The organism is Paenibacillus sp. SAFN-054 (assembly GCF_051966755.1).
GTDB lineage: Bacteria > Bacillota > Bacilli > Paenibacillales > Paenibacillaceae > Paenibacillus_AQ.
The window spans coordinates 860,777-886,233 of record NZ_JBQCKS010000001.1 but is presented as its reverse complement, the minus strand read 5'-3'; the positions used below and the strand labels follow the sequence as shown (position 1 = coordinate 886,233).

Below are 25,457 nucleotides of genomic sequence, written 5' to 3'. Positions count from 1 at the left end.
CCGGCGGCTCGCCGGATGCATTGCTGACCATAGAATATTTCTGTTGTCCGCAACCCCGATTTTTTTATTGTGGCGCGGCATGAAGCATGAGCTTGGTTTCAGCGATTTCCTGCCCGTTTAACAGCAGTACGATGCGATGTTCACCCGGATAATGCTTGCGTGTCGTCAAATCCGCCCAGCTGATTTTGCGTGTCCCGGACAGCTTGCTTCCGCCGGGCACCGTTTTATCGGATAACAGAAATAACTTGCGTGAGGTCTGGCCGTTTGCTTTTACATAATATACCCCGTATTCGATCCTCAGACGGATTGGCTCGCCTTCCCGTGCTGCAATCGTATAGCTTAGCTCGCTGCTTCCTCCAATAGTGGTTGCCACAGGTTCGACGGAAAGGGCCGATTCCTCGGCAAGGCTTACCCCCTCATCGGCTTGCGCATAGCCAAACAGCTCCAGGATTTCGGGATTTGCCTGCCTGATCAGCGATCTGCAGCCATGTCTGACAATCCAGTTGGTATGAGGGCTGCTGCCCATCCAGCGTTTCGCAAGCCGGATAATGATCTCCGGATGATCCTTGGCAATATCGTTCATATTGTTGGCTACGCTTTTACGAACATAAAGGGACGGATCTTCCTTCAGCTCTTCCAGCACCTCAAGCACGGGAGACGGATCCTTCTTGAACATTGTTAATGCCTGTCCCCACGGCAGGCGCGGCCTGGCTCCTTCGCTTGCGAGACGTCTGACATGTTCGCTCGGATGCCCGGACCAATCCAGCATCTGCTTCATCATCCGCCTGGGATCTTGAATAATGAACACTCTCACCGCGAATTCGGCGGATGAGCGCTGCGTGAACCTTTCCAGGGCTTGCATGGACAGCTCCCAATCCTTCGGCGCTCGTCCGAACACCTCTACGAAGTCCGGAAAGAATAAGTAAGGAAATCCGACGCATTCCTCATCGATCTGAAACAGAATGCGGATGGCATCATCGTAGGTATCCGGCAGACCATGACCAAGCGCCTCAGTGATTCGCCGCGTTCTTGCCTTCAGGGCCATCTCCTCCCAAGAATGATCCATGATATGGGTGATGAAGCCTTGAATATCGAAAGCCGGGTAGACACTTCGTACCTTTTCGCCGAATCCTTGCAAAAACTCCCGATTGTACATTGCTTTTAATGCCTCTGCCATGATTCATGATCCTCCTAGTGCAAACCTGAATTCTACTTATACTAACTATAACACCTGAGGTAAAAGCTTCCTATCAAAAGAAAACCCCATTTCCCGGTTGTACTTCACACCAAGAAACGGGGTAATAGCCATATTGATACGCCATTCCTAGCTCTATTGCTTCTGCTGCTCCATATAGTTCCGCATGTTCATCATATACTCCGGTGCATCCATGGGATCACTAACGATCATCTCAATGATGCATAATCTGCTGCTGCATTCGGCTTCAGCTCTCGTAATAGCCTCATCCAGCTCTTGATTGGTGCGCACGGTTACGGTATAAGCATCGCCTCCGAACGCCTCCGCCAGCTTGGTATAAGACCACTGCGGAATTTTGTTGTATGTCTGGTTTTCCGTTTTCACATTCAAATATTTCTCAATCGTATAGCCGTCATTGTTGAGAATAAAGATGATCGGCTTGCAGCCGTAATACAGCATCGAGCTGATCTCCTGCGCCGTCAGCTGCAACGACCCGTCGCCGGTGAACAGCAATACTCTGCGGTTCGGTGCCGCAATGCATGCGCCATAGGCGGAAGGCGTGGCATAACCGATCGACTGCCAGCTCCCCTCGGCGATATAGGTTGCATCCTGCGGCAGCTTCACCTGCGACATGCCGTAGAAGAAGGTTCCCGTTTCGGGAATGACGATATCGCCCTTGCTCAGCATGCGTTGAAACCGCGGATAATACGATGCCGCTCTGAGAGGATCGGCGGCATTCCCCTTCAATATATCGTAAGGAAATGCCGGCTTGGATACCTCCTCCTGCTGCCTATATCCCAATGTCTGTAGCGCCAGCAGTATATCCTCCGCCATCACGTTCGGATACTCGGCTGAAGCCACCTTCACTAGATTCGGCTGGATATCGATCAACCGAAGCGGATTCAGCTTTGCCGTAAAGTTCGCCGTGTTCGTATCTGACCAGACCAATCCGGACGCAATCACGACATCGGCAGATTCCACGATCTCCCTCACGTCAGGACTTCCGAAAGCTCCGCCATATATTCCGATGTATTGCGGATGACTTTCATCGAAAGCCCCTTTCCCGAACACGGTGGATGCCACGGGTACGTTCATCGTTTCGGCGAGCTTGCGCACGTATTCTTCCCAATGGAAACGCTGTGTCTTGACATCCACCAGCAATACGACTTTTTGAGCGCCGTTCAACATGGGCTTGATTTGATCAACCGCCGCTTGAAGCGTCGTCTGATTCGTCGCCGCTAAAGGCATTTCCGGCTCCTGATGAGCCATAATGGGCTGATTGACCAGATCGTCCGCTACGACAAGGTATACCGGTTTCTTGCTCTTTTTAGCAATATGAATCGCATTTGGAATCTCGATGGCTGCATTTTCAGGGGTTAATACGGCTGTGTAGGCCGTGATCGGCTCATACACTTTTCGAAATACATCGTAATCGCCATCCATCAACGTATGATGCATCAGCTTCCTCGCCTGCTGCGCCGTGTTCGGCGGCGATCCGACGATATGAATGATGGGGACATGCTCGCTGTTCGCGCCGGCAATCGCATTGCAAGCGCTCATTTCACCGACGCCAAACGTCGTTATCAGGACCGACAGTCCTTTAAGCCGTGCATATGCATCTGCTGCATAGCCGGAATTCAGCTCGTTTCTGCCATTTACGAAGCGAATGCCTTCATACCGCTCCAGCGTGTCAAGGAGACTAAAATTATAATCGCCGGGCACGCCGAAAATATCGGTGATCCCTTCTACTTTTAAGCGATCCAAAAGATACCCGCCCAGCGTTTTGCCGTTTGGAATTGCCTGTATATTCGTAGTGTTCTCCATTTTGAAACCCTCCCAACCGGATTCTGCAATCAGACTCTGTATAACATTACCCTTTCCTGGGAAGGTTATTCGGTTGGCAACGTACGAGCAATCAGCAGCAACAGCTTCCGGGCGTTATGCTCCTTCTTCGCAGGCTCCCATGATGGGGTTGTCAATCTCCTTCACAGGTTTCTTGCGGCCTCCAACTTTAAATATCAGAATACCGCCAACAATCACCAGTACACCGGCCAGCTGCTTCAGCGTAAAATCCACCTTCTCAAGTCCCAACCAGCCCATGGAATCAAACAGCAAGGCGAACCCGAGCTGAGCGACCATGCTGATTGAAACGCCAAAGGTCGGACCCAGTCGGTTGATCCCCTGCACCATGCAGGTTACAACGCCCACGCCGATCAGACCGCTGAAGCAGTACCAAAGCTTTAATTGACTAAGATTAAACATCGCCGTTCCCTCAAACAACAACCCGAGGATGAAGGACGCAGCAAAACCCAGTCCCAGCACCAACGTCGTCGTTGTCCAGGAGCCGATGTGAACATTGACTTTATTATTGAAAATATTTTGCAGGCTGACGAGAGAACCGGCGAGCAATGCCAGTAAAAGTCCCAGTAACATTCTTGATCACTCCTATTCGTTCTTCATTTATTCATAAATGCTGTCACCGGCAATGGCTGAAAGCCGTTCACGGTCCTTCACGTGTATGAAGCCTTTGCCCCGTTCCAGAATTCCATCGTTGCACAGCTGCAATATGACGCGATTCAAATGTCTGTAGCTTGTACCGATCAGGTTCGCCGCATCGCGAAGCTCCGAAGTGCTCAGCTGTCCGGTGAACAGAACATCGGAAGGATCAAACGATACGGACAGGATATAGCTTGCCAGCCGGACCTCTACCGGATACATCAAATTGAAACTGAGCGCATTTGATTTCATATAAAACTTGCCCGTAATGATTTTCAGCAAAAATTGAAGCAGCGGGGTGTGGTCTTTCGCGTACATGTTCAGCCAGTGGTGGTGAATGGCAATCATATGCACCGGAGAAACCGCCTCGACGGTATTGATAAAATCAGCTTCCTGGATATATTCCACATCCCCGATCACTTCGAGGGCATTTTTAAAAGAAATAATGAGCGTTTTGCCTTCGGTAGAGGTGTTGTATACCTTGATTTTCCCTTTGACCAGCACATACAAATATAAGGCCGGCTCACCCTGGGAGCAGATAAGCTCTCCCTTCTCAAAGCTGCAAAGACTCATATGAGGATGCAGCTTCTCATGAAAAATATCTTCTAATTGATGCTGATGCATATAATCGGCGATCCGTAAGTGGTCTTTGGTCTCTTTCATGACAGCTTTATCCCTCATTCTTCCCGTTTACTTGTATTTTCGGGTCCATTATACGATTAAAATTTCAGGATCACCACACCCGCAATCATCATGCCGATACCGACAAATTGCGAGAGACCCATTCTTTTCTTTGGCAGGCCAAACCATCCATAGTGATCCATCAGGAATGTTAATACGAGCTGAGCGATAATCACCAAGGCCACGGTAAGCGTCACGCCGATATGCTGAATCGCGGTTACGTTGCTGAAAATGATTACCGCCGCATAAGCTCCGGCACTCAAATACAGGGGTTTGACCTTTTTGAAGCCTTGAGGCTTGAAGTCCCTGAATATCAACAGAAGCACCAGAGCCGCAACAAAACCCGTAAGCTGAGTAAGGGCAGCTGCCTGCCATGTGCCAATTCCCTGGGATATGCGCGCATTGGCTACTCCCTGCAGCGTAATGAATGCGCCGCCTAACAATGCAAAAATGATTCCTTTCATGGCTCCATGCTCCTTAGAAAACGTATATTTGATAATCATTAAATAATAAATCCACGATTCAAAGAAAGGACATATGTCCTCAATTCCATGAAGCCGCACAATTTGTTTGATTAAAACGCCAAAAGCCGTTCAATCATCAGACTGAACGGCTTCTATTCAAGACCCCTGGAATTCAAGAATTCAGCCCTGCTCTGCTGCTTTTATGGCTTCTTGGACCGTCATTCCAAGCGCATCCATGCTTCCGATCCCCTGGAAATGCATATAGATGATGGGAGGTTTCTCGCCAATTTGATGGTTGTGAACGGCAGATATTTCGATGTTTCCTTTACGAAGAACATCGATCACCCGGTTCACTTCATTTCCTAAAAGCGCAAATTCCCCAATCACTACCGTCCTGTCACCGGCCTTCTGGAAATTAGCTCCGAAACCCAGCTCAATGGTTTCCGGAAGCATCGCGACGCCCAGGTTCGTAACCGGGATGTTTTTGCGCATGATCTCCACTTTGCAGATTCCGCTTTCCTCTTTGACATCCTTCTTAAAGATCTTAACAAGCGGTTTACAGACGTTAGAGCTCACGCCGTCACCATGAGTGACCCCGGCAGGCATGAGCAGCAAACCAAAAATCCATAGCAGAAACACAGTCTTTCTCACGTTGAATTCCTCCTGTACAAGAATGGGAATACGTTTATTGTCTCTACTTTTGGATGGGGTATTCATGAGCGTCACGTTAGGGCTTTCCCTATTAAAAAACCACACTGCTTACGTAAGCAGTGTGGTTATCTTCCGTTCCAGGAACGAATCCATGAAGCGTGCTATTCTTTCGCTATAATCTCATTTCGGATCTTAGCCGAAATGTCATGGACCGTCATGATTCCCAGATCTCCTTCGCCGCGTTTCCGGACCGAGACGTTATCCGAGCTCTTCTCCTGTTCGCCAAGCACGAGCATGTAAGGTACCTTCTCAAGCTGAGCCTCGCGAATCTTGTAGCCGAGCTTTTCGCTTCGCGCATCGATCTCAACCCGAATGCCGGCTTCCTCCAGCGACTTTTTCACTTCATACGCATAATCGATATAGTTCTCGGATACCGGCAGCAGCTTCGCCTGAACCGGTGACAGCCACATTGGAAAGGCTCCTGCATAATGCTCGGTCAGCATGCCCATGAAGCGGTCAATGGAACCGTACACCGCACGGTGTATAACGACCGGGCGGTGCCTTTGGCCGTCCTCGCCGACATAATCGAGATCAAATTTCTCAGGCATCTGGAAATCCAGCTGAATCGTACCGCACTGCCAGCTCCGCTTCAGGGCATCCAGGATATGAAAGTCGATCTTCGGACCGTAAAAGGCGCCATCCCCTTCATTGATCCGGTATTCGATCCCGCGGTTGTCGAGCACACTCTGCAGCGATTGCTCCGCCTGGTTCCACAGCTCGTCGGAACCCATGGAATCTTCAGGGCGCGTCGAGAGCTCGATATGATATTCGAATCCGAACACCCGGTACATATCGCCGATCAGCTCGATGATCCGTCCGATCTCTTCCTCAATCTGCTCCGGAAGGACGAATACATGCGCGTCATCCTGGCAGAATGTCCGAACGCGAAGCATGCCGTTCAACGCTCCGGAGAATTCATGCCGATGCACTTGGCCGAATTCTGATATGCGGAGAGGGAGATCCCGGTAAGAGCGCAGCTTATTCTTAAAGATCAGCATGTGACCCGGGCAGTTCATCGGTTTGAGCGCATATGTTGTCTCATCCACGTTCGTAAAGTACATATTATCTTTGTAATGATCCCAGTGCCCGGAGTTTTCCCACACCCTGTTGTTCATCATGAGCGGGGTCCGCACTTCCTCGTAATCTCTTCTTCGCTGCATATCCCGTGCGAAATTCTCAAGCTCCGTACGGATCGTCATGCCTTTTGGCAAATAGAAGGGCATCCCTGGCGCTTCCTCCGAAAACATGAACAGCTCTAGCTGCTTGCCAAGTTTGCGATGATCCCTTTTCTTCGCTTCCTCCAGCAAATGAAGATGCTCATCCAGCTGAGCCTGCTTCGGGAACGCCGTTCCGTAAATCCGCTGCAGCATTTTGTTGTTTGAATCGCCGCGCCAATATGCTCCTGACACATTCAAAAGCTTGAACGCCTTAATGCGTCCAGTCGATGGCAGGTGCGGTCCCCGGCACAGATCGGAGAACTCGCCTTGATCATAAATCGAGATGACGGCATCCTGAGGGAGATCATGGATCAGCTCCAGCTTTAGCGGTTCTTCCAGCTTTTCGAACCATGCATAAGCTTCTTCCCTGCTTACGACCCTCCGAACGATCGGCAGGTTCTCTTGCGCAATGCGGGTCATTTCCTTCTCGATGGCTGCAAGATCGTCCAATGACAATGGCTTCTCCATATCGACGTCATAATAAAATCCGTCCCCGATGATGGGGCCGATGCCAAGCTTAACTGCTTGCTCACCGTAAATCCGCTTCATCGCCTGTGCCATGAGATGGGCCGTGCTGTGCCGGTATACTTCCAATCCCGCCGGATGATCCAGCGTCACGATTTCCAGCCTGCAATCTGCATCTACGGGCTCGTTCAGATCAACAGGCTTGCCGTCAATCATGCCTGCGACTGCACTCTTTTTCAACCCGATGCTGATTGAATCGGCGATTTGCTCTATCGTGGTGCCTTTCGCATACCTCCTACTTGTTCCATCTGGCAGCATCACTTGGATCTCCATGTCATTTTACCTCCGTTTCTTTCGTTTTAGTTTGATTTATGAACGCAAAAAAACGCATCTCTCCACCAAGGGACGAGTGCGTTCAGCTCGTGGTTCCACCCTCATTCAACCTGCAGCAATAGACTTTGGCCCCGTGGCCGAAGAGCTGTTGCAGGTTCTTATTGGAATCCGATAACGGGGACGAACCGGTGCCGCTTACTGCCGCATTCTAAACTTGGAATGCAGGTTCAACGCCACGGCTACAAAGGGGTAATTTCAAACCGGTTTCCGTAAGAAGCTTTCAGCCGGTGGCTTCTCTCTCTGGGCGGCTCGTGTATGAAATCTTGTCTTTGATCTTAGCCGGATCTAGAATTAACGTTATTATAAACCTAAGCGTGATGATAAAGTCAAGTAAATAATTCGCGATTAATCAAAAAAGGCACCGCAAATAGTTCTGCGACGCCAGTAATATGTAATGTTTATGTCATGTATTTTTATCAGGCTAAAAAGTCGAAGAAGCCTGACTCAGTAAGGATGTCAGCGTATCAACATCAGCGGCTTGTCCTTAACGCAGCTTGATCGTTTCTCTTGATCATTTTTCTTTCCGGCGGTCCTTCAAACATCCCATTTTTTTGCGTTATTGCTTGACGATCTGCCAGGTTACACCAAATTTGTCCACCACTTCGCCATAGTACGCACCCCATGGCTGGAGTTCGAACGGATAGACCAGCTCTCCGCCTTCCCCAAGTTTTTCATAAGCTGTCCGGGCTTCGAATTCGCTGTCATACGATAAACCCAAATTGATGCTTCGGTTAGCGGCAAGCGGTTCAAAAGCATCCGACAGCATGAGGATGTTGCTGCCTGCAAGGGAAACCGCCAAATGCATGATTTTGTCCTTCATAGCCTCCGGCGTACCGGGTATCTCCCCGTATGACTTCGCCACAATAATTTCGCCGCCCAGGGCTTCCTTATAAAATTCTGCTTGCACCCTTGCATTGTCCGATCTGATATAAGCGTTTAACTGTGCTCCCATATTGTTCAACAACCTTTCTTTTCGTCTATTATCTGGCATTCCGGTTTTATCCATTACCTGATTTTCCGGGCCTTCAATCATACGACGAACGGCGATCGGCAATATCGACAGATCCATCAATTTTTCCAAAAAAACTTTTTCAGCGGTTCTGGCACAGCTCAGCGCGCTCAAGCAGCAGCACGCGTTCCCGTTCATTTCGTGTCAGCGCCGCGGCGCGCTCGAACTCTGAACGTGCCTCTTCGAAACGGTTCAGCTTGAACAGCAAATCACCTCGGACGCTGGGCAGCAGGTGATAGTTTCTCAGCGCAGCTCCCTTGCTCAGTTCGTCGATCAGTTCTAAGCCGAAGGCCGGTCCGAAGGCCATGGCCACCGCAACCGCTCGATTGAGTTCTACGATTGGAGAAGGCTGAATGCGCAATAATGCTTCGTACAATGCAGCAATGCGCGGCCAGTCCGTATCCGAAGGCTCGGTTGCCTGAGCGTGGTAAGCGGAAATGGCAGCTTGTAAGGTATAAGGACCATATGGATTCCCCAGCTTACGGCTGCGCTCCAGTGCTGCCAATCCGCGGCGGATGAGCAGTTGATCCCACTTTGCCCGGTTTTGGTCCATCAACAGAACCGGCTCACCGCCCGGTCCGATACGTGTTTTCAGCCTCGATGCTTGGATCTCCATCAGAGCCACCAACCCATGGGCTTCCGGCTCCTCAGGCGCTACTTCGGCAAGAATCCTGCCCAGCCGGAGCGCTTCCTGGCATAGAAGAGGCCTTACCCAATCCTTGCCCGAGGTGGCCGAATAACCTTCGTTAAACATCAAATAAATGACTTCGAGCACCGCGGACAGACGGTCTCTCATCTCGTCCCCTGCCGGGACATCGAACGGCACCTTCTCCTGATGAAGTGTGCGCTTGGCCCGTACGATCCGCTGTGCAACCGTTGATTCGGATGTAAGAAAAGCTCGCGCGATCTCGTCCGTAGAAAGTCCACAAAGCAGCTTAAGCGTCAAGGCTACTCGCGCATCCCGCGTCAAAACCGGGTGACAAGTCATAAATATCAGCTTCAAAATGTCGTCATTGATTTCTCCGTCAAGTCCAACCGCAAGGTCCTGATCCGTATATAAATCGGTGCTGCGGGCGAGCTCTTCGTATTTTCGGTCCCGGACCTTGTTTCTGCGAAGCAAATCAATAGCCCGGCGTTTGGCCGTCGTCATGAGCCAGGCTCCGGGATTATCCGGTATGCCTGCCTCAGGCCAACGCTCGAGCGCTATGACAAGCGCATCCTGTGCCAAGTCTTCCGCCAGTCCAACATCACGGACCATTCTCGTTAATCCAGCAATCAGTTTCGTTGACTCAATGCGCCAAATCGCATCAATCGTTCGCTTCGTTCCTGTCATGCTTCACATCCCGTCATCAAACCGTATCTGATTAATTAAATATATACGCCAGCGCTCTAGCTGATGAATAGCTCCCTATCAAATACGCATCCCTGGCATTACTATTAATTTAGCACGCAGAAAGATGACCTGGCACTCTAATTTTTCTTGAAAAGGAAAATATAGAAATTTAATTGTTACCGGGTGCATTGGAGCTTGCGGCTCAGATGCGGATCGCCCCGTGAGGCAGGCATGCGTGAACACCCTTTACGCCGTTTACGATTTGAGTCACCCGGAGATCGAGGACAGAGCTCCCCAGCGCAATGGCTTCAACCCGGTTCAACCCATACAGCTCTCCCATCAAATCAAGCATGGCATCCAGCGCCTGTATAGTCGCTTCGTTCAGATCTTCATGGAAACCGAGCGTAATCCATCCGTTAGGCGTGTTTGCCCTCGGATTCTTCAGTGTCAGATCATGTAAGAGGTTTACGGTGATTTCCACCCCATCCATCGGACATTCAATCGCTTGGCAGCTTACTTCCCCATCACCCTGCACCGCGTGTCCGTCGCCGATGGCCAGATATCCTCCCGCCACGGAGACAGGTAAGTACAACGTACTTCCGCTTACGAGTTCTTTGCAATCCAGGTTGCCACCGCAGTATCGTGGAGGCCAGGTTGAATGTACTTCCGTATCTTCCGGCGGCATGCCGATGACACCCAAAAAAGGACGCAGTCCCACGGAATAATTCTTGTCTCTGATCCGGCAGCTCCCCGTCATCGAATGATGATCCAGCGTCCATTCCAGATTAATCTCCTCGCATGAGGTTAAATCCAATTTTTGATTTTGCCAATTCGGGTACCTTCCTGCCGAGGTGAAACCATAATTGCCGGGAATGATGCGGTTAAACTTGATTTCCAGTGTCATACCCGGCTTCGCTTCCCGAATATATATCGGGCCAATCATCGCATGGCCTCCATCCCGAGTTATGATTCTTTCAAAAGGTTTGTACCGTTCTCCATAACTCTTTCCTATTCCCCAGCCTGCATCAGGTGTCTGAAAGTGGATGGAATCTCCTGAATCGATTGTCAAAACAGGCGGCACCTCTGCCGTAAATGATCCGATCAAGTTATCCTTTAACATGGGAAGAACATGAACTGCCATTTTAAACACTTCCTTATCCAAGGGGTTTAATGGATGTGACGCTGAATCGACTACGTCTTCTTTTTTATCCTGCCTGTAAAAAACAACAAATCAGATGCAATCAGGTCCGCTCCGCCATCCAGGATCGTCCTGGCATCTTCGAGCGTTGCCTGCAGAGAAATCCACTCAGCCTTTTTCTTCGTGTAGGGTTCGGCCAGGTAAAATGGTTGTGACAGGAAAGCTTCCATGCGTTCACCCCGCCTATACATCATCTTTTCTGACTCAGATAGTTTCTCTATGCCGCGGAATCCCACTAACGGCCTAAGTTCCCGATAACGTCTTAACAATTTACGGGTCTGCTGCTGGATCTGTAAATGTGTCGGCTCCAGTTCCGCTCCCTCCAGGATAATCGACGTGGAAACGACGGGATCAAGCGCCGGGAATAAGCCTCTTGTCGTCAGCTCCGGGTCGAATCGCAGGAATGTATCGAGCGGTCCGAAAGGAGTGTCTTCGTCGACAGCATCACCGCTAATATCCACCAGCATCGTGGTGATCGGTTTCAGTCCTGTGGTTCCCCTCAGCTTTTCCCGTAAACCGGACATTTCGCCTGATAGCACCACTGCCCTGTCAGCTCCCAGGATGATCTCTCTTTCCGGTCCAAACTCCAGAATTCGCTCATACACCTCGTCTGCATGGTTACATACGCAATCCGATTCCTTAACAATTTCATCGCTACCTACTACAGCGACTTCAGGCTTCCAGAATATCACGGCATAATTCTTCAATTTCAACCGATGCATGATTTCAGCCATCAGAACCATTTGTCCCGTGCCTGGTCGCGCAACAAAACCGGTCATTCCCCCCTTAACAACCGGCGCCAATAAATCCACCATTTTGATTCCGGTTTCGATCATGGAAATTGGGTTACCTCGAATGATCAGTTCATCCATGGTGCAGCCCGCTAAGGAAGCGAGCAGTGCCAGTGTCCGCACCTCTGCTCTGCCGATCGGTATTTTCCCGGTACATAAATTGGACACGGTAGCCGGACGCAGCCCTGCTTTCCGCGAAGCAACCGTAAGATTAGGTACTCGAGCACGGAGTAATGCCACATTCAGATGAAAATCCTCCATTATATCCCTCCTTATTATTTACAGAGTAATTTAATTACTTTATAAAGTAAATACAGAAAACAAAAAAAGCTGCTTGCTTCAGCAGCTCTCTTCCTGTTCACATCTCTGTAAAAAACTTCTGCACACCTTTATTAAACGACGCTATCTTCCTCTAAATACCATTTTCAGCAATAGGATAATTCCTGAGATGACAAGCCCTATAAACACCAACGTCACAAAAATACTGGCCCAATTGATTGACATTCTTCAATCACAACCTCCAATCGTTATTCGAAACGATACTCTCTCTATGTAAACAAAAGGCATCAGGGTAAAGTTACTATTTTCCTGCTTAAATCGGCATAAAATCAAGCTTTTCATAGGTTCCATCCCCCCACTCCTTCTTTCTATCAGCGCATATGATAGTTTAACAACTTGATAGGTGGTGGAATATTTGAACACTTTTCATAGAGTTTGCAAGCTGGATCGATCAGGCAAACCGCGTTTGAACAGCTTGGGCTGGATCTCGGCCAATTGGAGCGGTTATGCGATTTCAGGCCGTACCAAGTCTTTCCGCCGCATATCCGCGAAGTGGTACGTTCCATTTGTGCGCCCAAGCTCCACATCATCATATTCATCAGCCTGGATTGGCATTGACGGGTTCGGCAACATGAGCCTGATTCAAACGGGAACCGGTCATGATTACGTGAATGGCAGAGCAGAATACTATGCTTGGTGGGAAATTCTGCCCGATGTAATGACTCTGATTCCGATGCCGGTGAAGCCGGGTGACCGGATGCATGCCGTTATTACCAAGGTCAGAGGCTCGACCTGGCTCATTTACATGCGAAACGCAACACAAAACTGGACATTTCGGAAAACCAAGCGTTACACGGGACCGCAGTCGTCCGCTGAGTGGATCGTCGAAGCGCCTCAGGTTGGAACAGACATTGCCAGAATGGCACAAATTACCCCTGTATCGTTCAGCTGCTGCCGACTAAACGGGAAGAATCCCAAATTAACGACGGATGATCGCGGCATCATGCTGCAGGACGAGATGATTACGTCCGTACCTGGAGAGCCGAATCGAGCCGGTGATGCTTTTACTGTAAAAAACACGGTGAATTTATCCACCGGTATGATTGCCGGCAAAAGCAGCCGCAAAAAAGCCGGAAGGGTCCGTCATAGGATACCGAAATGAATATTGAATCCTAAGCTCCGTAGTCCATTAAGCCATTGTACAGTGTAAATTAAAAGCCAGCTTGCGCGATGCGCAAGCCGGCTTTTCCCGATTCCCCCGATGACAGCCTGAACATCAACACCCGCCCTTCTGACCTCCAGTTAGCAGATCTTGACTTCCTAGTAATAAGATCTTTACCGTTTTCAAAAGTGTTTCATCCGGATATTGACAGCGCTTGCGAGACTCTTTTATGCTATGGGCGTATTCAAGCACAAGACCATAAAGGAGGTTGCTGGATGAAGAGCGATGGTCATACGATTAAACGGGTATTCATCTTGGGTATGGATGGGGCAGGCAATTTTATTCAGAACACCGAAACGCCGAACATAGACGCATTTTTGCAAAAGGGAGCGGTTACCTATACGGCACAGGCCGAGTCGCCAACGATCAGTGCGGAATGCTGGGGATCGGTGCTGCACGGGGTCCTGCCGGCAAAGCACCAACTGAATAACGAGGTTGCCGCAGCGGAGGCATTCCCTCCCGATTCCCCGTATCCGTCTATATTCAGACTTGCCAGGGAAGCGTGGCCGGATGCGGCGCTGGCTGCGTTCTCAAGCTGGACGCCTATTAATGGCGGGATTATTGAAGAGAATATTGGCATACATAAGGAATCGTTACCGGATGCCGAGCTCGTGCTTTCGATTCAATCCTATCTGGAGCAGCATCAAGACGTGAAGCTGCTGTTCATGCAGCTCGACGAGCCGGATGGCTCCGGCCACAAATACGGCTACGGACCGGATTCGCCCGAATATTTGAAGGCGATTTCCATAACTGACGGACTCTTCGCCATCGTTCTGGATGCCATCGAAAGGCAGGGAATGCTGGAGGATAGTCTGATAATCCTGCTCACGGACCATGGCGGTGGCGGGGATCACAAATACAATCACGGAAGCGAGCATCCGATGGACAAGAATGTGTTTTGGGGCTGCGTAGGCCCTGGCGTGATAGCAGGCACGGCGCTGCCGCAGATGAGCATCGTCGACACGGCGGCGGTCGCTGTCCATGCACTCGGTCTAAAGCAGCCCGGCAATTGGGATGCCAAACTTCCTGCGGGCTTGTTCGGTTAAGTGACATAAGAAAAAGGCATCCCTTCGTCAGGAATGCCTTTTCTGATAGATTTAGATAGCATTGATTATAGATAAGGTTTACTCATCCCTTAATCCTCTTCATTTCACGTCGATTGGCAGCGGTGCATTCGGAGCTACCAGTTTTTGTTCGCGCATTTCTTCCCAGAACGCTGTCGGAATCACGGTATTCAAGGCTGCTTTGTCTTCTGCGATTCGCTCAGGCTTGCTCGCGCCAGGAATGACGGCAGCTACCGCCGGATTAGCCAGTGAAAACTGCAGGGCTGCCGCTTTGATGCTGATATGGTGACGATCTGCGATATTTTTGATTTTCTGAACTTTTGCCATGATTTCCGGAGAAGCCTTTTGATATTCGAAGTGCGTGCCTCCCGCAAGAACTCCTGAGCTATATGGACCACCGACGACAATGTCCATTTGATGTTGTACGGCTGCGGGCATGACCCGCTGCAGCGCACGCTCATGGTCCAGCAAGGAATAACGTCCAGCAAGCAAGGTGACATCCGGCTTGGCTTCTTCCAAATCCAGCATAAGTTCAACCGGCTCTACCCGGTTGACTCCGAGTCCCCATCCCTTAATGACCCCTTCTTCACGCAAACGTGTGAGCGCACGAAATGCTCCAGTCCGGGCAGCTTCAAATTGGGAAATCCACTGATCGCCGTAAAAGTCTTGCGCGACATCATGAATATATACAAAATCGATACGATCTGTTTTTAAACGTTTCAAACTATCCTCGATCGAGCGAAGTGTTGCATCCGCACTGTAATCGTTGATGACTTTATTCTTGCGTCCGAATTCGAAAAGCCCACCTTTTTCTCCCAGATCCCGTGCAGACGGATCTTCGAGTTCGTCCGAAATAATGCGGCCTACTTTGGTGCTTAGAACGTATTCGTCCCGGTTTCTTTTGGACAGTGCCTCACCAAGACGCATCTCAGCCAACCCCGATCCGTATAGCGGAGCCGTGTCGAAGTAACGGATACCGCTCTCCCAGGCTGTATCTACGGTGGAGATTGCTTCTTCTTCCGGAATATTGCGATACATGTTTCCCAGCGGCGCCGTGCCAAAACCCAGTTTTCCTTGCAGTATGTTTCTCATCTAAGATGTCCTCCCAAAATAATAATCTATATATTGTCAATCCATGTAATGATTGATCATATGAGCAGATGTGATTTCAACTTCTGACAACATTAATTATGAAGCATCTGAGCGGAAAATAAAAGTACGCACTTTTAAGTAACATGGGAACTTGAAAGTACCTGACACAAAAAGACCAGCTTATCCAGACGCCGCCAGTTCGCAGGCTTAAAAGGAAAATAGCCGCGGAACGAATGCTCGGCGGCAAGCTCCACGGCTGATTTATCCCATATGATGACATGATTGTGGAACCGATAATCCTAGTTGAAAATTTCTCCGCCCGCGCAGTTGACGATCGTACCGGTCAGCATGGGAGCGCCGGTGGTCAGTGCAAAAATAACGGTGTCGGCAATATCCTGCGGAGTCGCAGCAATGTTCGGGCCCGTAGATGCCGCGAGCTGCGCTCCGCGTTCCTGTGTCAGCGTTTGAACCGCTTTGTTGGCAATGCCGGTTTTCATCGAGTTCGGCGCTACTCCTACGCAGTAGATGTGCTGCTGCTGGTAATCTTGTCCGATCGATTTCGTCAATGCTGCCATGCCGTGCTTTGTAGCCGAGTACAGCCCGTTGAACGCTGTCGGTTTAAAGCTGTTCGAGGATACTGTGTTGACGATGCTGCCGCCGCCATTATCCAGCATGACCGGAATGACGTATTTGAGGCCCAAAAATGCGCCTTTCAAATTGACATTCATCACGCGATCATATTCCTCTACGCTGTATTCATGCAGAAGCCGCAGGGAAACCATCATGCCCGCATTGTTAACGAAATAATGGATCGTTCCGAACGTATCCACCGCTTGCTTCACATAGTTTTGCACGTCCGCCTCATTCGACACGTCGGCTTTGACGAAAATCGCTTCTGCACCTTTTTCTTTCACGAGCGACAGGGTTTCCGCCCCTGCTTCCTCATTAAAATCCACGAGCACCAGTTGATGTCCTAGTGCAGCAAGTTTGATGGCTGTCTCTCTTCCAAGTCCCGTTGCTGTACCTGTAATGACAGTGACTTTGTTTTCCATGGTGCATGACCTCTTTTCTTTAATGTTCGGTGATTTAGATGAGCTAAGAGACGTGATCAGGACGAAGTCAGCAGACCAGTCTGCGGACATGATCATTCACGGTTCGAATCTGGTGGATGCTCAGCCCTCTCCAGCATCTGCTTCAGCTTCCGAAGCGAGCGAATGAACTGGTCAAGCTCATCTTCCGCGAGCGACTCTTTCACCAGCTTTTTAATATGACCGTACAGCACCTCGTAAGCCTGTCCAACCGTTGCTTTTCCGGCCGGTGTAATGGTAATGGCAGAGATACGGTTATCGTGCTCCATACGCTCTACTTTTACCAATCCTTTTTCGGTCAGCTTCTTCAACCGGTTCGATATGGCGCTTTTGTGTACCTGGGTCATGTCAGCCAGCTGCCCTGCTGTCATGGAACCCATCTGCTCCACCAGCTTCATCAGCCGCAGCTGCTGCGGGGAATACTCTCTCCATAACGGATGGTCAATTCGTTTAACCATCTGCTCCGCGCCGCGCATCATAATCTCTTCAAACAGATCCGCTGATTCGATATATTTATCCATTCCCTCACCTCAAAACCAGATTTAGTTTAACCCCTAAACTTTCAGGAGTCAAACCTTGAAATTGTTCATATGATGTGTACAAGTGAGCGGTATGCAGCTTCTTCCCGCTCTATAGATTCAGGCACATGAAAGAGCCCGAAATCATTCGGGCCCTGTTTGCTTCGTAACTCAGGTAGCCATCTGTTCGCTTGATTCTGACGGTTTCTTGTCTGTTTGGAATGTCCGGATCCACTTGTAGCGGTTCACCTTCACGATCGCCACGAAGCATTTCAGAATCTGATCGCACTTGAGGCAAATAAACGTCGCAAGCGGCGATAAATCCAGAACGAACGCGCATACAAACGAGGCAGGCAATACAACCAGCCACATAAAGATAAAGTCGTTATACAGCACGAACTTCGTATCTCCGCCGCTGCGCACAATTCCCGTCAATGCAGGCATTTGATAAGCCGTTCCGACCACCGTGATCGACAATATCGTCATAAACTGAACGGATAGCGTCTTCGCATCCGCGGATATAGAGTACATCCCCGTGACATAATCTTTCGTGATGAACAGCACCAGACCGGTCAACACGCCGATGGCAAGGTAGAGCATTTGCAGCGTTTTGCTGTAGGTGATGATTTTGGAGACGTGTCCTTCCCCGATCGTTTTGCCAATCACGACGGCTGTTGCGCTTGCGGATGCATAGATGATGACCGTAACCAGCTGAAATATGGTCGTGGCAACGCTGTTCGCGGCTATCGCCGATTCGCCCATATGACCCAGGATGGCCGATTGCGCGCCCATGGCGCAGGCCCACAAGGCATTCGCCATCAGTATCGGAGATCCGATGCGCAAATACTGCCTGAACAATTCCATATCGATCTGGAAGAAATCCTTCAGCTTCAGCATCAGGGTGCGGTCGAATCGCTTGACGAAGATGATCACGATCACCGTTTCGATGATTCTTGCCGCCAAAGTGGCTGTCGCCGAACCGCTGACTCCCATGCGCGGAAAGCCGAAATGGCCGTAGATCAGCACGTAATTCAGGCACACGTTAATGATCAGCGTCGATAAAGACACGATGAATCCGATACGCACGATCTCCACGCTGCGCAGGGAAGCCAGAAGCACGTTCGTGACCGCAAAGAAGACGTAGGAAAAGCATATAATGCGCAAATACTCCGCGCCTTCCCGGATGACGTTCTCCTCGTTCGTAAATAATGACATGCATGCGTGAGGAAACAAGAAGACGACAACCCACATGACCACGCTGACCAGCAGCGCAATCCGCATCCCGATGCTTGCCGCCTTTTTGACGGATTCCAGATTCTTGGCGCCCCAGCTTCTGGAGGACAGTATAACGAGCCCTTCACACGCGCCCATCACCAGCATTTGCAGGATGAACTGGATTTGATTCGCCAGCGCAACGCCCGAAAGAGCCGATTCGCTGTAACCGCCCAACATCAGATTGTCGGACAGATTGACTCCGAGTGTAATGATATTTTGAAGCGCAATCATCAAAGTCAACCTGAAAAAGCTCTTGTAGAAAGAAGATTCCTTAACCCATAAGCTCATAACATTCCTTCTTCTCTTTTGTAGACTCTGTTGCTGGCTAGCATGTTACATATGTATATTCAATATCAGTTTTTAAAAGCATACCACATCCTTGGCGTTTCGGCGTCTTTGAAATCGTTGTCAAAATCACAAAAAATTTCATAAGAAAATACATACATGCTTATGAATAAAGGATAGCTCAAAAAAGAAACAACCCCCTAGCGTTGCGCATGGAGGCTGCTCCTTTTACATAACGTAATTCTATTGGGCTGGGTCCATAAATACGGAAAACTCATTGATGCTCGGTCCTAAATTCCCGTTTCTGCTCAGAATGTTCAAACGCATTTTGTCGGTGGATACAGCCGGAAAGGTAATCGTCTGCTGCTGTGCGGGATTGGTGCCGGTATATGCATTCTGCCAGTTCACCCCGTCGAAATATTGAATCTGGTAGTCTTTGATCCGTGCGCCGGCAAACTGGTCAATCTTCACTTTGTTGAACTGTGTTTGCCCACCGAAGTCAACCTGCAGCCATGCACTGGTCGTGGCATCGGAGGTTGCCCACCGGGTGCCGGTCTGCCCGTCGACGGCTTTACTTGGACTGTAGGGTGCGGAATGGGTATTGCTGGCCGTGGCGGTTTTCTGAAGTGCAAGGTTCTCATTGGGATCCGGAACGTTGAAGACTTCAAACGAATAAATGGTCGGATTCGTGCCGTTATTGATCTGCAGCCTGATTTTGTCTGCTGTGACTCTCGGGAACATATCCGTTTGCGTTGTTGTCGCTGCTCCTCCGCTATAGGCGTTCACCCAGCTTGAACCATTGTAATACTGAATGTTATAGCTGGATATCCGCTGACCGAGCTGCGTAATCACAGTCTTATTAAACGTCGTGGGCGCCCCGAAGTCGACCTGCAGCCAGGCGTTCGTCGTTCCATCGCTGGTTGCCCAGCGCGTGCCGCTATTGCCGTCCGTTGCTTTGCTCGCTGTATAATCAGCCGAATGCTCATTGCTGGCAGTTGTCGTTTTGTTGTATGCCAAATCGGCGGCGTTACCGCCACTTACACTTCTATAAATGCCAAGCGAATGGATCACGGGACTCGCCTGCGAGGAGGTGATGTTCAGACGAAGCTGGTCCGCTGTCACGCTCGGGAAAGTGATCAGCTTCTGATCACCGATCGTCTGTCCGGTATAGACCGTCCGCCAAGTGTTATTCTCGCGCACCTCCACATTGAACCCGCTTACGCGCTGCCCCAGCGGTATATATTCCTGGAGCTTGAGAATATCGAACGTTTTGGCCGAGCCCAGGTTCACGGTTACCGAAGCGGCCGTCACGCCGTCAGAGGTAGCCCAGTAACTCGAACTGTTCGAATCAAGCATGTTCCCCGCCGAGAAGGATGCTCCGCGTGTTTCCGTCGCGGTAGCTGTTGCCCCTGTAGCCAGATTCGTCGTGTATACGGAATCAAGATATTGCCGGAACTGATTCAGTCTGTTCACGTCATAATCGGTGATGAGGCCTCTTCGGTCCGGAGGTACATTCATGAGCAGCGCCGCATTATGACCGACAGAGCGGTTATAAATATCGATCAGGCTGCTGAGGGATTTGACAGAGCCGTCTTGGCTCTGGTGATAGAACCAGCCTGGTCTGATGGACACATCCGCTTCATTAGGGAGCCATCGGATACCATTAGGACTTGGATTGCCTCCCGCATCTACTTTGGACCAGAGGGTGTCCGGTGCAAGCCCGTTTTCATTACCGACCCAGCGAACATCATTGTTCGGAGAACCGCCGAATATAACCGCATTTGGCTGAAGTTCATGTACCAGGCTTGACCAAGCGTTAAAATCGTATGTCTGCGGCGTGTTGTCTCCCTTGGCTCCATCCCACCATACTTCACTAATCTCCCCGTAGTTCGTCAGGAGCTCCCTTAGTTGGTTCATATAAAACTGGTTGTATGCTTCACCCGATCCGTACGTCTTCTCATGCCGATCCCAAGGCGAAAGATAGATGCCGAATTTCATTCCTTGCGCCCGGGCTGCATCCGACAGCTCCTTCACGACATCTCCCTTGCCGTTCTTCCACGGGCTGCTCTTCACACCGTAATCCGAATAAGCACTCGGCCACAGATTGAAGCCGTCATGGTGTTTGGCGGTCAGAATAACCATTTTGAATCCGGCGTTCTTAAGCGTAGTTACCCATTGATTGGCATCCAGCTGCGTTGGATTGAATAATGCGGGACTATCCGTTCCGTCCCCCCACTCCTTGTCGGTGAACGTGTTGATCCCAAAGTGGATAAAAGCGTACATGTCCATGTTATGCCACTCCAGCTGCTTGGCGCTTGGAACGGGGCCATAGGGAGCCGGTGGACTTGCCGTGTCTGCATATACCGAATCATTCGTGCCTGAACTGAGGAAGGATAGCGATAATGCTAAAATCGTGAATGCCGAAATGAGCGAACGCCTGTGTTTCATTAGGTTTCCTCCTTAAATGGATTATTCATTGTTCAAGCGCGAATGCGGATTTATAATATTGTTACATTTCCCCCTCTCTGGATTTTTCTATTAAAGCGCTTACAAATGTAATATAATCAACTTCTTTTTCATAGTAAATACCTTTATTTTTACTTTTATCCTCTTGCCTTTACTATTTTGATAACTTCCCTTTAAAATACAAACAAGCCATAGAGCATATGCACATGCATAGTCACGGCTTATTCTCCAGTCCTGACTTGAATACGTTCCTTACTGCATCGTACGCATGATCGAACCGGCAGAAACCGACATGTTCGTGTTACCCATTGAAGTAAAACCCAGTCCATGTTCATGTTGAATACCATGGTAGTGCCATCCTTTAAACCGAAGAAGGATCAATCATGAAGGAGGTATGAGTCGGATGAAAATTCACAATGCGATCCGGTGGACAGACAATCTGTATGTATTTAATTACCGAAGCGTGTTATCAGAGCCAGTGGAATATTTTCACGCCCATGAAGGATTGGAGGTTCTGTACATCCACGAAGCCACTGGAGAATACATCATCAATAACCGGCAGTTCACGCTGCAGCCGCGCACCTTGATTCTCGTCAAGCCGTTCCAGATTCACCGCATCAAAGTTAACGCGCCACCCGATTATGTTCGCACCCTGCTCAAAATTAAATCCTCTGTCGTCGATTCGTTCTTGGCTGCTTTGCCTCAGCTCGCATCAGCCCTGTCGCAGTTTATGGATCATGACCTGCCATATCAGCTTTTTTATCTAACTCCCAAGGACGGCAATTATATGGAGAATGAATTTTCGCAGCTGTATGAAACCTTGACGGTCGTTCAGCCGACGCTGCGGAAAGAGGTGGTCACCCTGTTCCTGTTTTACTTTTTTACGTATTTTAACAGTCATATTTATCCCCAACAGCCAAGCCCTTCCTTAACTCACCCCCCTTCTGCGTCGACGACGGAGTTCATCGGAACCATGGTCAAATGGATCGACAAGCACTATCACCTGTCATTCACGGTGACCGACATGGCGGCCGATTTGCATTTCTCCCCGAATTACCTGTCGAAGCTGTTCAAGGAACAAATGGACATGACCATCGTCGAATATACGAATGCAAAACGCTTGGAGGAAGCCAGAACACTGCTTGCCGTCCCCTCTCTTACCATCGAGGAAATCAGCAAAGTAACCGGGTTTAATTACCCTTCCTATTTTATCGCCATGTTCAAGAAGAAGTACGGCATGACCCCTCACCGGTATCGTATGAGGATGAAATAATGATATTATCGTGCGGCAATCTGGTATTCCCGCTGTTTTATAATGAAAGCGCTTAAACTAATCTGAACCAAAAGGAAGCGAGGTGATACTTTTATTTCATAGCAGTGGTTTGAGATGGGTGTAAACGTCGGTAACAGACTGTCAGATTCGGAGCAACAACAATAAAAATGGGAGGTTTGATGATGAAAAAACATTCATTCAAACGAAGCATGGTGCCGTTGTTGAGCTTTATACTCATATTCGCGTTGTATCCGATCCAATCCGTCAAAGCGGCAACCCTGACCGTTCCGGCTGGAGACGTGGCGACACTGCGAAGCTATCTTTCAAGCGCCAGTCCGGGGGATGTCATCGAGGTATCCGGTACCTACTCGGTCTCGGATGGAACCATCGCGACGTCCATGAACGGTTCCGCCGGTAATTATATTACGATCCGGGGAGCGGGAAGCGGCGCCATATTCAATTTTACGTCCTCAGCAGGCAATGCGGCCTTTCATATTAAGAACAATTATTACAAGCTGGAGAACGTGACGATCAATTCCAATTCACAGTCCAACAAAGGTCTTCTGATTGAAGCGTCACATGGCTATGTAACGAATGTGACGGTTAAAAACACGAAGGCAGAAGGCTTCAAAATCCGCAAGAACAGCCAATACTGGCTGATTTCGGACAGCACTGCGCAGAGTACGGGCACTGGCGGAAAGTTCGGTGAGGGCTTTTACGTCGGTGATGCCGATCAAAACTGGACGACGAGCCCGAATGCGGATAAGAGCGGCTATATCACATTCTTGAACTGCAAGGCCATCAAGACGGTTAATGACGGCTTCGACTTCAAGGAAGGCACGCATCATATTAAAGTCGTGGGCTCCACGGTCGACTTTCAGAACACCGTACCCGAATCGTCCGTAGGCAATAACGGCTTCTATTTGCGGGCAAACAATGTTCAGATTATCAACACGACAGTCAAAAACAATGCCTCTACGGGCCAGGCATTCAAAGCCAACAAAATGACCGCTTCGGACGGAATATCCTACGGCAGCAATCTTGAGCTCAAAGGGGTGACCGTTTCCAACATATCCGGTGCCATGATACACACAAGCTACGCCTCCAACAAGCTCTACACCGATTATACGATGACGGGAGTCTCCGGCGGTCTGTATGCTTCAGGCTCCAACACGGCAACTTCATCATCCCCTTCCTCCTTCACCGAGATGACGTGGAGCGGCGAGGGCGGCGATCCGGTGATGTAACAACCATAAGCCTTTTATTGAATAAGCCGCAGTCTCCGGAGTGATCCAAGGACTGCGGCTATTTTAGCGGCTATTCGCTCAGGTCATGATTCATGAATCTTACAAAATCATCATAGGATTCCTTCATCACGTAAATTCCTTCGACCTGCGTAGTTATTGAATCAAAGGAAAAAGAAATTATATACGTCTGATCCGGGTTCCGAACTGGCCTGCCCCTGGAAATCAACGCCAGCGGTTCGTAGTGACCATCGGATTGTTTCTCATAATAGTTCGACATGATGTTTGATTTTCCGTCAAACCCGAATGAGCCATATTGACGAAGGAGATCCGATAACGTGCTCTTTTCTAGTTGTATGTCTCCCATTAAGCGATACTGCGGGATTTGAGTTTCATAATCGGAACGAGTGATCCTCCACATGTCAACGCGGTCCGATTTGTCGTAATGTATGGTAAAGTCTTGGTAAGACGCCCAGGCAGTACCCTGATTATGTACGATTTCCTGCGGCTTTCCGAATCGCTGCTCAATCACGCTTTTGGGATCGTCCAAGTGGATAAGAGGCTCTCCGCTTGCTGATCGCATGTCGAAATGCTCTTGGCTAACCTCCACGGCTGCGAAATCGGGCAGCCATGCTTGTAGCTCCTGTGGTTCTCGTGTCCATGATTGCATATCCTCTGAGAGTTCCTTAGGCCTGGTTTGGATATTAACCATTCCCTTAACGATGACCTGCCGAACCCAGCGCAGCGCTTCAGCCCGAGTCAGTGTTCGATTAGCCTCAAACTGTTCGATATCCTGCGAATCTCCGTATAACAATCCTTGGCCGGCAAGATACTTGTACAAACGCTCTCCTTCGTAATTCAAGCCTTGTGCTCCCGCAATAATGGCTGCGGCGGTTGCCCTGTCGATCGGCTTATTGCGCAGTGCCGTATCATATAATCCCGGAGCTGGGGCGTTCGTCCTCTCAGCGGAGTGGTACGGCCCGCCGGCTACCATCAATTGTCCACCTCTCTCGTCACGGTAGAAGGAATAATTGATATATAATCCGCACGCCCGATATAATACCGTTAGAAATTCGGCTTCTGTAATCGGCTGATCTGGCTTGTAAGAACCTTCCGTGTAGCCTTTCACAATATCATGCCGTATTGCCCAATAAAAAAGCTCACTTGCCCAATGATTGGATAGCTCCGTTTCATAACCCCATGAGTAATGGATGATGCCCTCATCTTCATCTTCCTCTTCTTCGCCTTCTTCCATGTCATCGGCAACCTGTTCTACATAGGCTTCATTTTCGTCATAAGCTTCATCCATGGATGACACGTTTGTTTCTTGCTCAAATCCCTTCGAGAATGCGGCCGCTTCCGAATTCCAAACGAATAAAGCAGCACATAGAACGACCAGAATTTTGTTCACCGTTATATTCTTTCCTCTCTACGACGATAATGAAATGATTGAAAGCTACCCCTTTTCAGGAAAATATTGTATCCTATGTATTCATATCCATTATCGGTTCGATAACTGAAAGATTGAATACTCATCTCAGGAAGGGGATGCATATCGAATACGGACCGGCGGACGAGTCATGGGGCGTCAGAAGATTCTATGTAAGGGACCCGTTTGGTAAATTGGTTAATATTCTGGCTCATATGTAACGTGCGTTTTGTGCCTATGAATATCTGTTTGCTAAAGCTTGGAGTTGA

At 49.5% G+C, this 25,457-nt stretch carries 21 protein-coding genes and 1 pseudogene; 5 read left to right on the top strand and 17 right to left on the bottom strand.

Annotated elements, in window-relative coordinates:
- Positions 1–64: 64 nt before the first annotated feature.
- The 11 genes from ACTHPM_RS04235 to ACTHPM_RS04185 all read right to left on the bottom strand — a co-directional run bounded on the left by ACTHPM_RS04235 (position 65) and on the right by ACTHPM_RS04185 (position 12,214).
- On the bottom strand, positions 65–1,177 hold the full coding sequence (locus ACTHPM_RS04235; RefSeq protein WP_440393924.1) for a hypothetical protein: 1,113 nt from the start codon (positions 1,175–1,177) through the stop codon (positions 65–67).
- 153 nt (positions 1,178–1,330) lie between these two features.
- Positions 1,331–3,019, bottom strand: coding sequence for an alpha-keto acid decarboxylase family protein (locus ACTHPM_RS04230; RefSeq protein WP_440393923.1), 1,689 nt, complete (start codon positions 3,017–3,019; stop codon positions 1,331–1,333).
- Between the two features lie 114 nt (positions 3,020–3,133).
- A complete protein-coding gene (locus ACTHPM_RS04225) occupies positions 3,134–3,628 on the bottom strand; it encodes a DMT family transporter (RefSeq protein ID WP_440393922.1) in 495 nt (164 codons plus the stop codon).
- 27 nt (positions 3,629–3,655) lie between these two features.
- The gene (locus ACTHPM_RS04220; RefSeq protein ID WP_440393921.1) at positions 3,656–4,354 is read right to left on the bottom strand and encodes a Crp/Fnr family transcriptional regulator; all 699 of its coding nucleotides are present in this window, start codon (positions 4,352–4,354) and stop codon (positions 3,656–3,658) included.
- A 56-nt stretch (positions 4,355–4,410) separates the two neighbouring features.
- On the bottom strand, positions 4,411–4,836 hold the full coding sequence (locus ACTHPM_RS04215; RefSeq protein WP_440393920.1) for a DMT family transporter: 426 nt from the start codon (positions 4,834–4,836) through the stop codon (positions 4,411–4,413).
- 180 nt (positions 4,837–5,016) lie between these two features.
- Entirely contained in the window at positions 5,017–5,487 is a 471-nt protein-coding gene (locus tag ACTHPM_RS04210; RefSeq protein ID WP_440393919.1) for a DUF1259 domain-containing protein, read from the bottom strand.
- A 161-nt stretch (positions 5,488–5,648) separates the two neighbouring features.
- The gene (gene thrS, locus ACTHPM_RS04205; RefSeq protein WP_440393918.1) at positions 5,649–7,562 is read right to left on the bottom strand and encodes a threonine--tRNA ligase; all 1,914 of its coding nucleotides are present in this window, start codon (positions 7,560–7,562) and stop codon (positions 5,649–5,651) included.
- A 616-nt stretch (positions 7,563–8,178) separates the two neighbouring features.
- Positions 8,179–8,745 (bottom strand): VOC family protein, encoded by a 567-nt coding sequence (locus ACTHPM_RS04200; protein ID WP_440393917.1) that lies wholly within the window; start codon positions 8,743–8,745, stop codon positions 8,179–8,181.
- On the bottom strand, positions 8,714–9,964 hold the full coding sequence (locus ACTHPM_RS04195; RefSeq protein WP_440393916.1) for an RNA polymerase sigma factor: 1,251 nt from the start codon (positions 9,962–9,964) through the stop codon (positions 8,714–8,716). The genes ACTHPM_RS04200 and ACTHPM_RS04195 overlap by 32 nt, the downstream gene beginning before the upstream one ends.
- A 202-nt stretch (positions 9,965–10,166) precedes the next feature.
- On the bottom strand, positions 10,167–10,907 hold the full coding sequence (locus tag ACTHPM_RS04190; protein ID WP_440393915.1) for an acetamidase/formamidase family protein: 741 nt from the start codon (positions 10,905–10,907) through the stop codon (positions 10,167–10,169).
- A 248-nt stretch (positions 10,908–11,155) separates the two neighbouring features.
- Positions 11,156–12,214, bottom strand: a complete 1,059-nt coding sequence (locus tag ACTHPM_RS04185) for an ATP synthase beta subunit C-terminal domain-containing protein (RefSeq protein ID WP_440393914.1) — start codon at positions 12,212–12,214, stop codon at positions 11,156–11,158.
- A 433-nt stretch (positions 12,215–12,647) separates the two neighbouring features.
- Here ACTHPM_RS04185 and ACTHPM_RS04180 point away from each other — a divergent pair, with 433 nt between their 5' ends.
- Positions 12,648–13,394 carry a G1 family glutamic endopeptidase gene (locus ACTHPM_RS04180; RefSeq protein ID WP_440393913.1) on the top strand — a complete coding sequence of 249 codons (747 nt, stop codon included), beginning with the start codon at positions 12,648–12,650 and terminating at the stop codon, positions 13,392–13,394.
- A gap of 275 nt (positions 13,395–13,669) precedes the next feature.
- Positions 13,670–14,500, top strand: a complete 831-nt coding sequence (locus ACTHPM_RS04175; protein ID WP_440393912.1) for an alkaline phosphatase family protein — start codon at positions 13,670–13,672, stop codon at positions 14,498–14,500.
- Positions 14,501–14,599: 99 nt separating this feature from the next.
- On the opposite strand, the gene ACTHPM_RS04170 is transcribed toward ACTHPM_RS04175, so the two are convergent.
- The 5 genes from ACTHPM_RS04170 to ACTHPM_RS04150 form a co-directional block, all read right to left on the bottom strand.
- Positions 14,600–15,610, bottom strand: coding sequence for an aldo/keto reductase (locus ACTHPM_RS04170; protein WP_440393911.1), 1,011 nt, complete (start codon positions 15,608–15,610; stop codon positions 14,600–14,602).
- A gap of 299 nt (positions 15,611–15,909) precedes the next feature.
- Positions 15,910–16,662 carry an SDR family NAD(P)-dependent oxidoreductase gene (locus tag ACTHPM_RS04165; protein ID WP_440393910.1) on the bottom strand — a complete coding sequence of 251 codons (753 nt, stop codon included), beginning with the start codon at positions 16,660–16,662 and terminating at the stop codon, positions 15,910–15,912.
- Positions 16,663–16,754: 92 nt separating this feature from the next.
- Entirely contained in the window at positions 16,755–17,219 is a 465-nt protein-coding gene (locus tag ACTHPM_RS04160; RefSeq protein WP_440393909.1) for a MarR family winged helix-turn-helix transcriptional regulator, read from the bottom strand.
- 168 nt (positions 17,220–17,387) lie between these two features.
- A complete protein-coding gene (locus ACTHPM_RS04155; protein WP_440393908.1) occupies positions 17,388–18,779 on the bottom strand; it encodes an MATE family efflux transporter in 1,392 nt (463 codons plus the stop codon).
- Between the two features lie 240 nt (positions 18,780–19,019).
- A complete protein-coding gene (locus ACTHPM_RS04150) occupies positions 19,020–21,224 on the bottom strand; it encodes an alpha-L-fucosidase (RefSeq protein ID WP_440393907.1) in 2,205 nt (734 codons plus the stop codon).
- Between the two features lie 421 nt (positions 21,225–21,645).
- Between ACTHPM_RS04150 and ACTHPM_RS04145 the strand changes: the two genes are divergently transcribed.
- Both ACTHPM_RS04145 and ACTHPM_RS04140 read left to right on the top strand, forming a co-directional pair.
- The gene (locus tag ACTHPM_RS04145) at positions 21,646–22,515 is read left to right on the top strand and encodes an AraC family transcriptional regulator (RefSeq protein WP_440421437.1); all 870 of its coding nucleotides are present in this window, start codon (positions 21,646–21,648) and stop codon (positions 22,513–22,515) included.
- 182 nt (positions 22,516–22,697) lie between these two features.
- Complete coding sequence (locus ACTHPM_RS04140; protein ID WP_440393905.1) at positions 22,698–23,762, top strand: hypothetical protein; 1,065 nt, start codon at positions 22,698–22,700, stop codon at positions 23,760–23,762.
- Positions 23,763–23,832: 70 nt separating this feature from the next.
- Here the strand turns inward: ACTHPM_RS04140 and ACTHPM_RS04135 are convergent, their stop codons facing one another.
- Positions 23,833–25,170 (bottom strand): S-layer homology domain-containing protein, encoded by a 1,338-nt coding sequence (locus ACTHPM_RS04135; RefSeq protein WP_440393904.1) that lies wholly within the window; start codon positions 25,168–25,170, stop codon positions 23,833–23,835.
- Between the two features lie 134 nt (positions 25,171–25,304).
- On the opposite strand from ACTHPM_RS04135, the pseudogene ACTHPM_RS04130 reads away from it, so the two are divergent.
- Positions 25,305–25,409, top strand: a pseudogene (locus ACTHPM_RS04130) (glyoxalase); the annotation flags it as partial.
- Between the last annotated feature and the right edge of the window lie 48 nt (positions 25,410–25,457).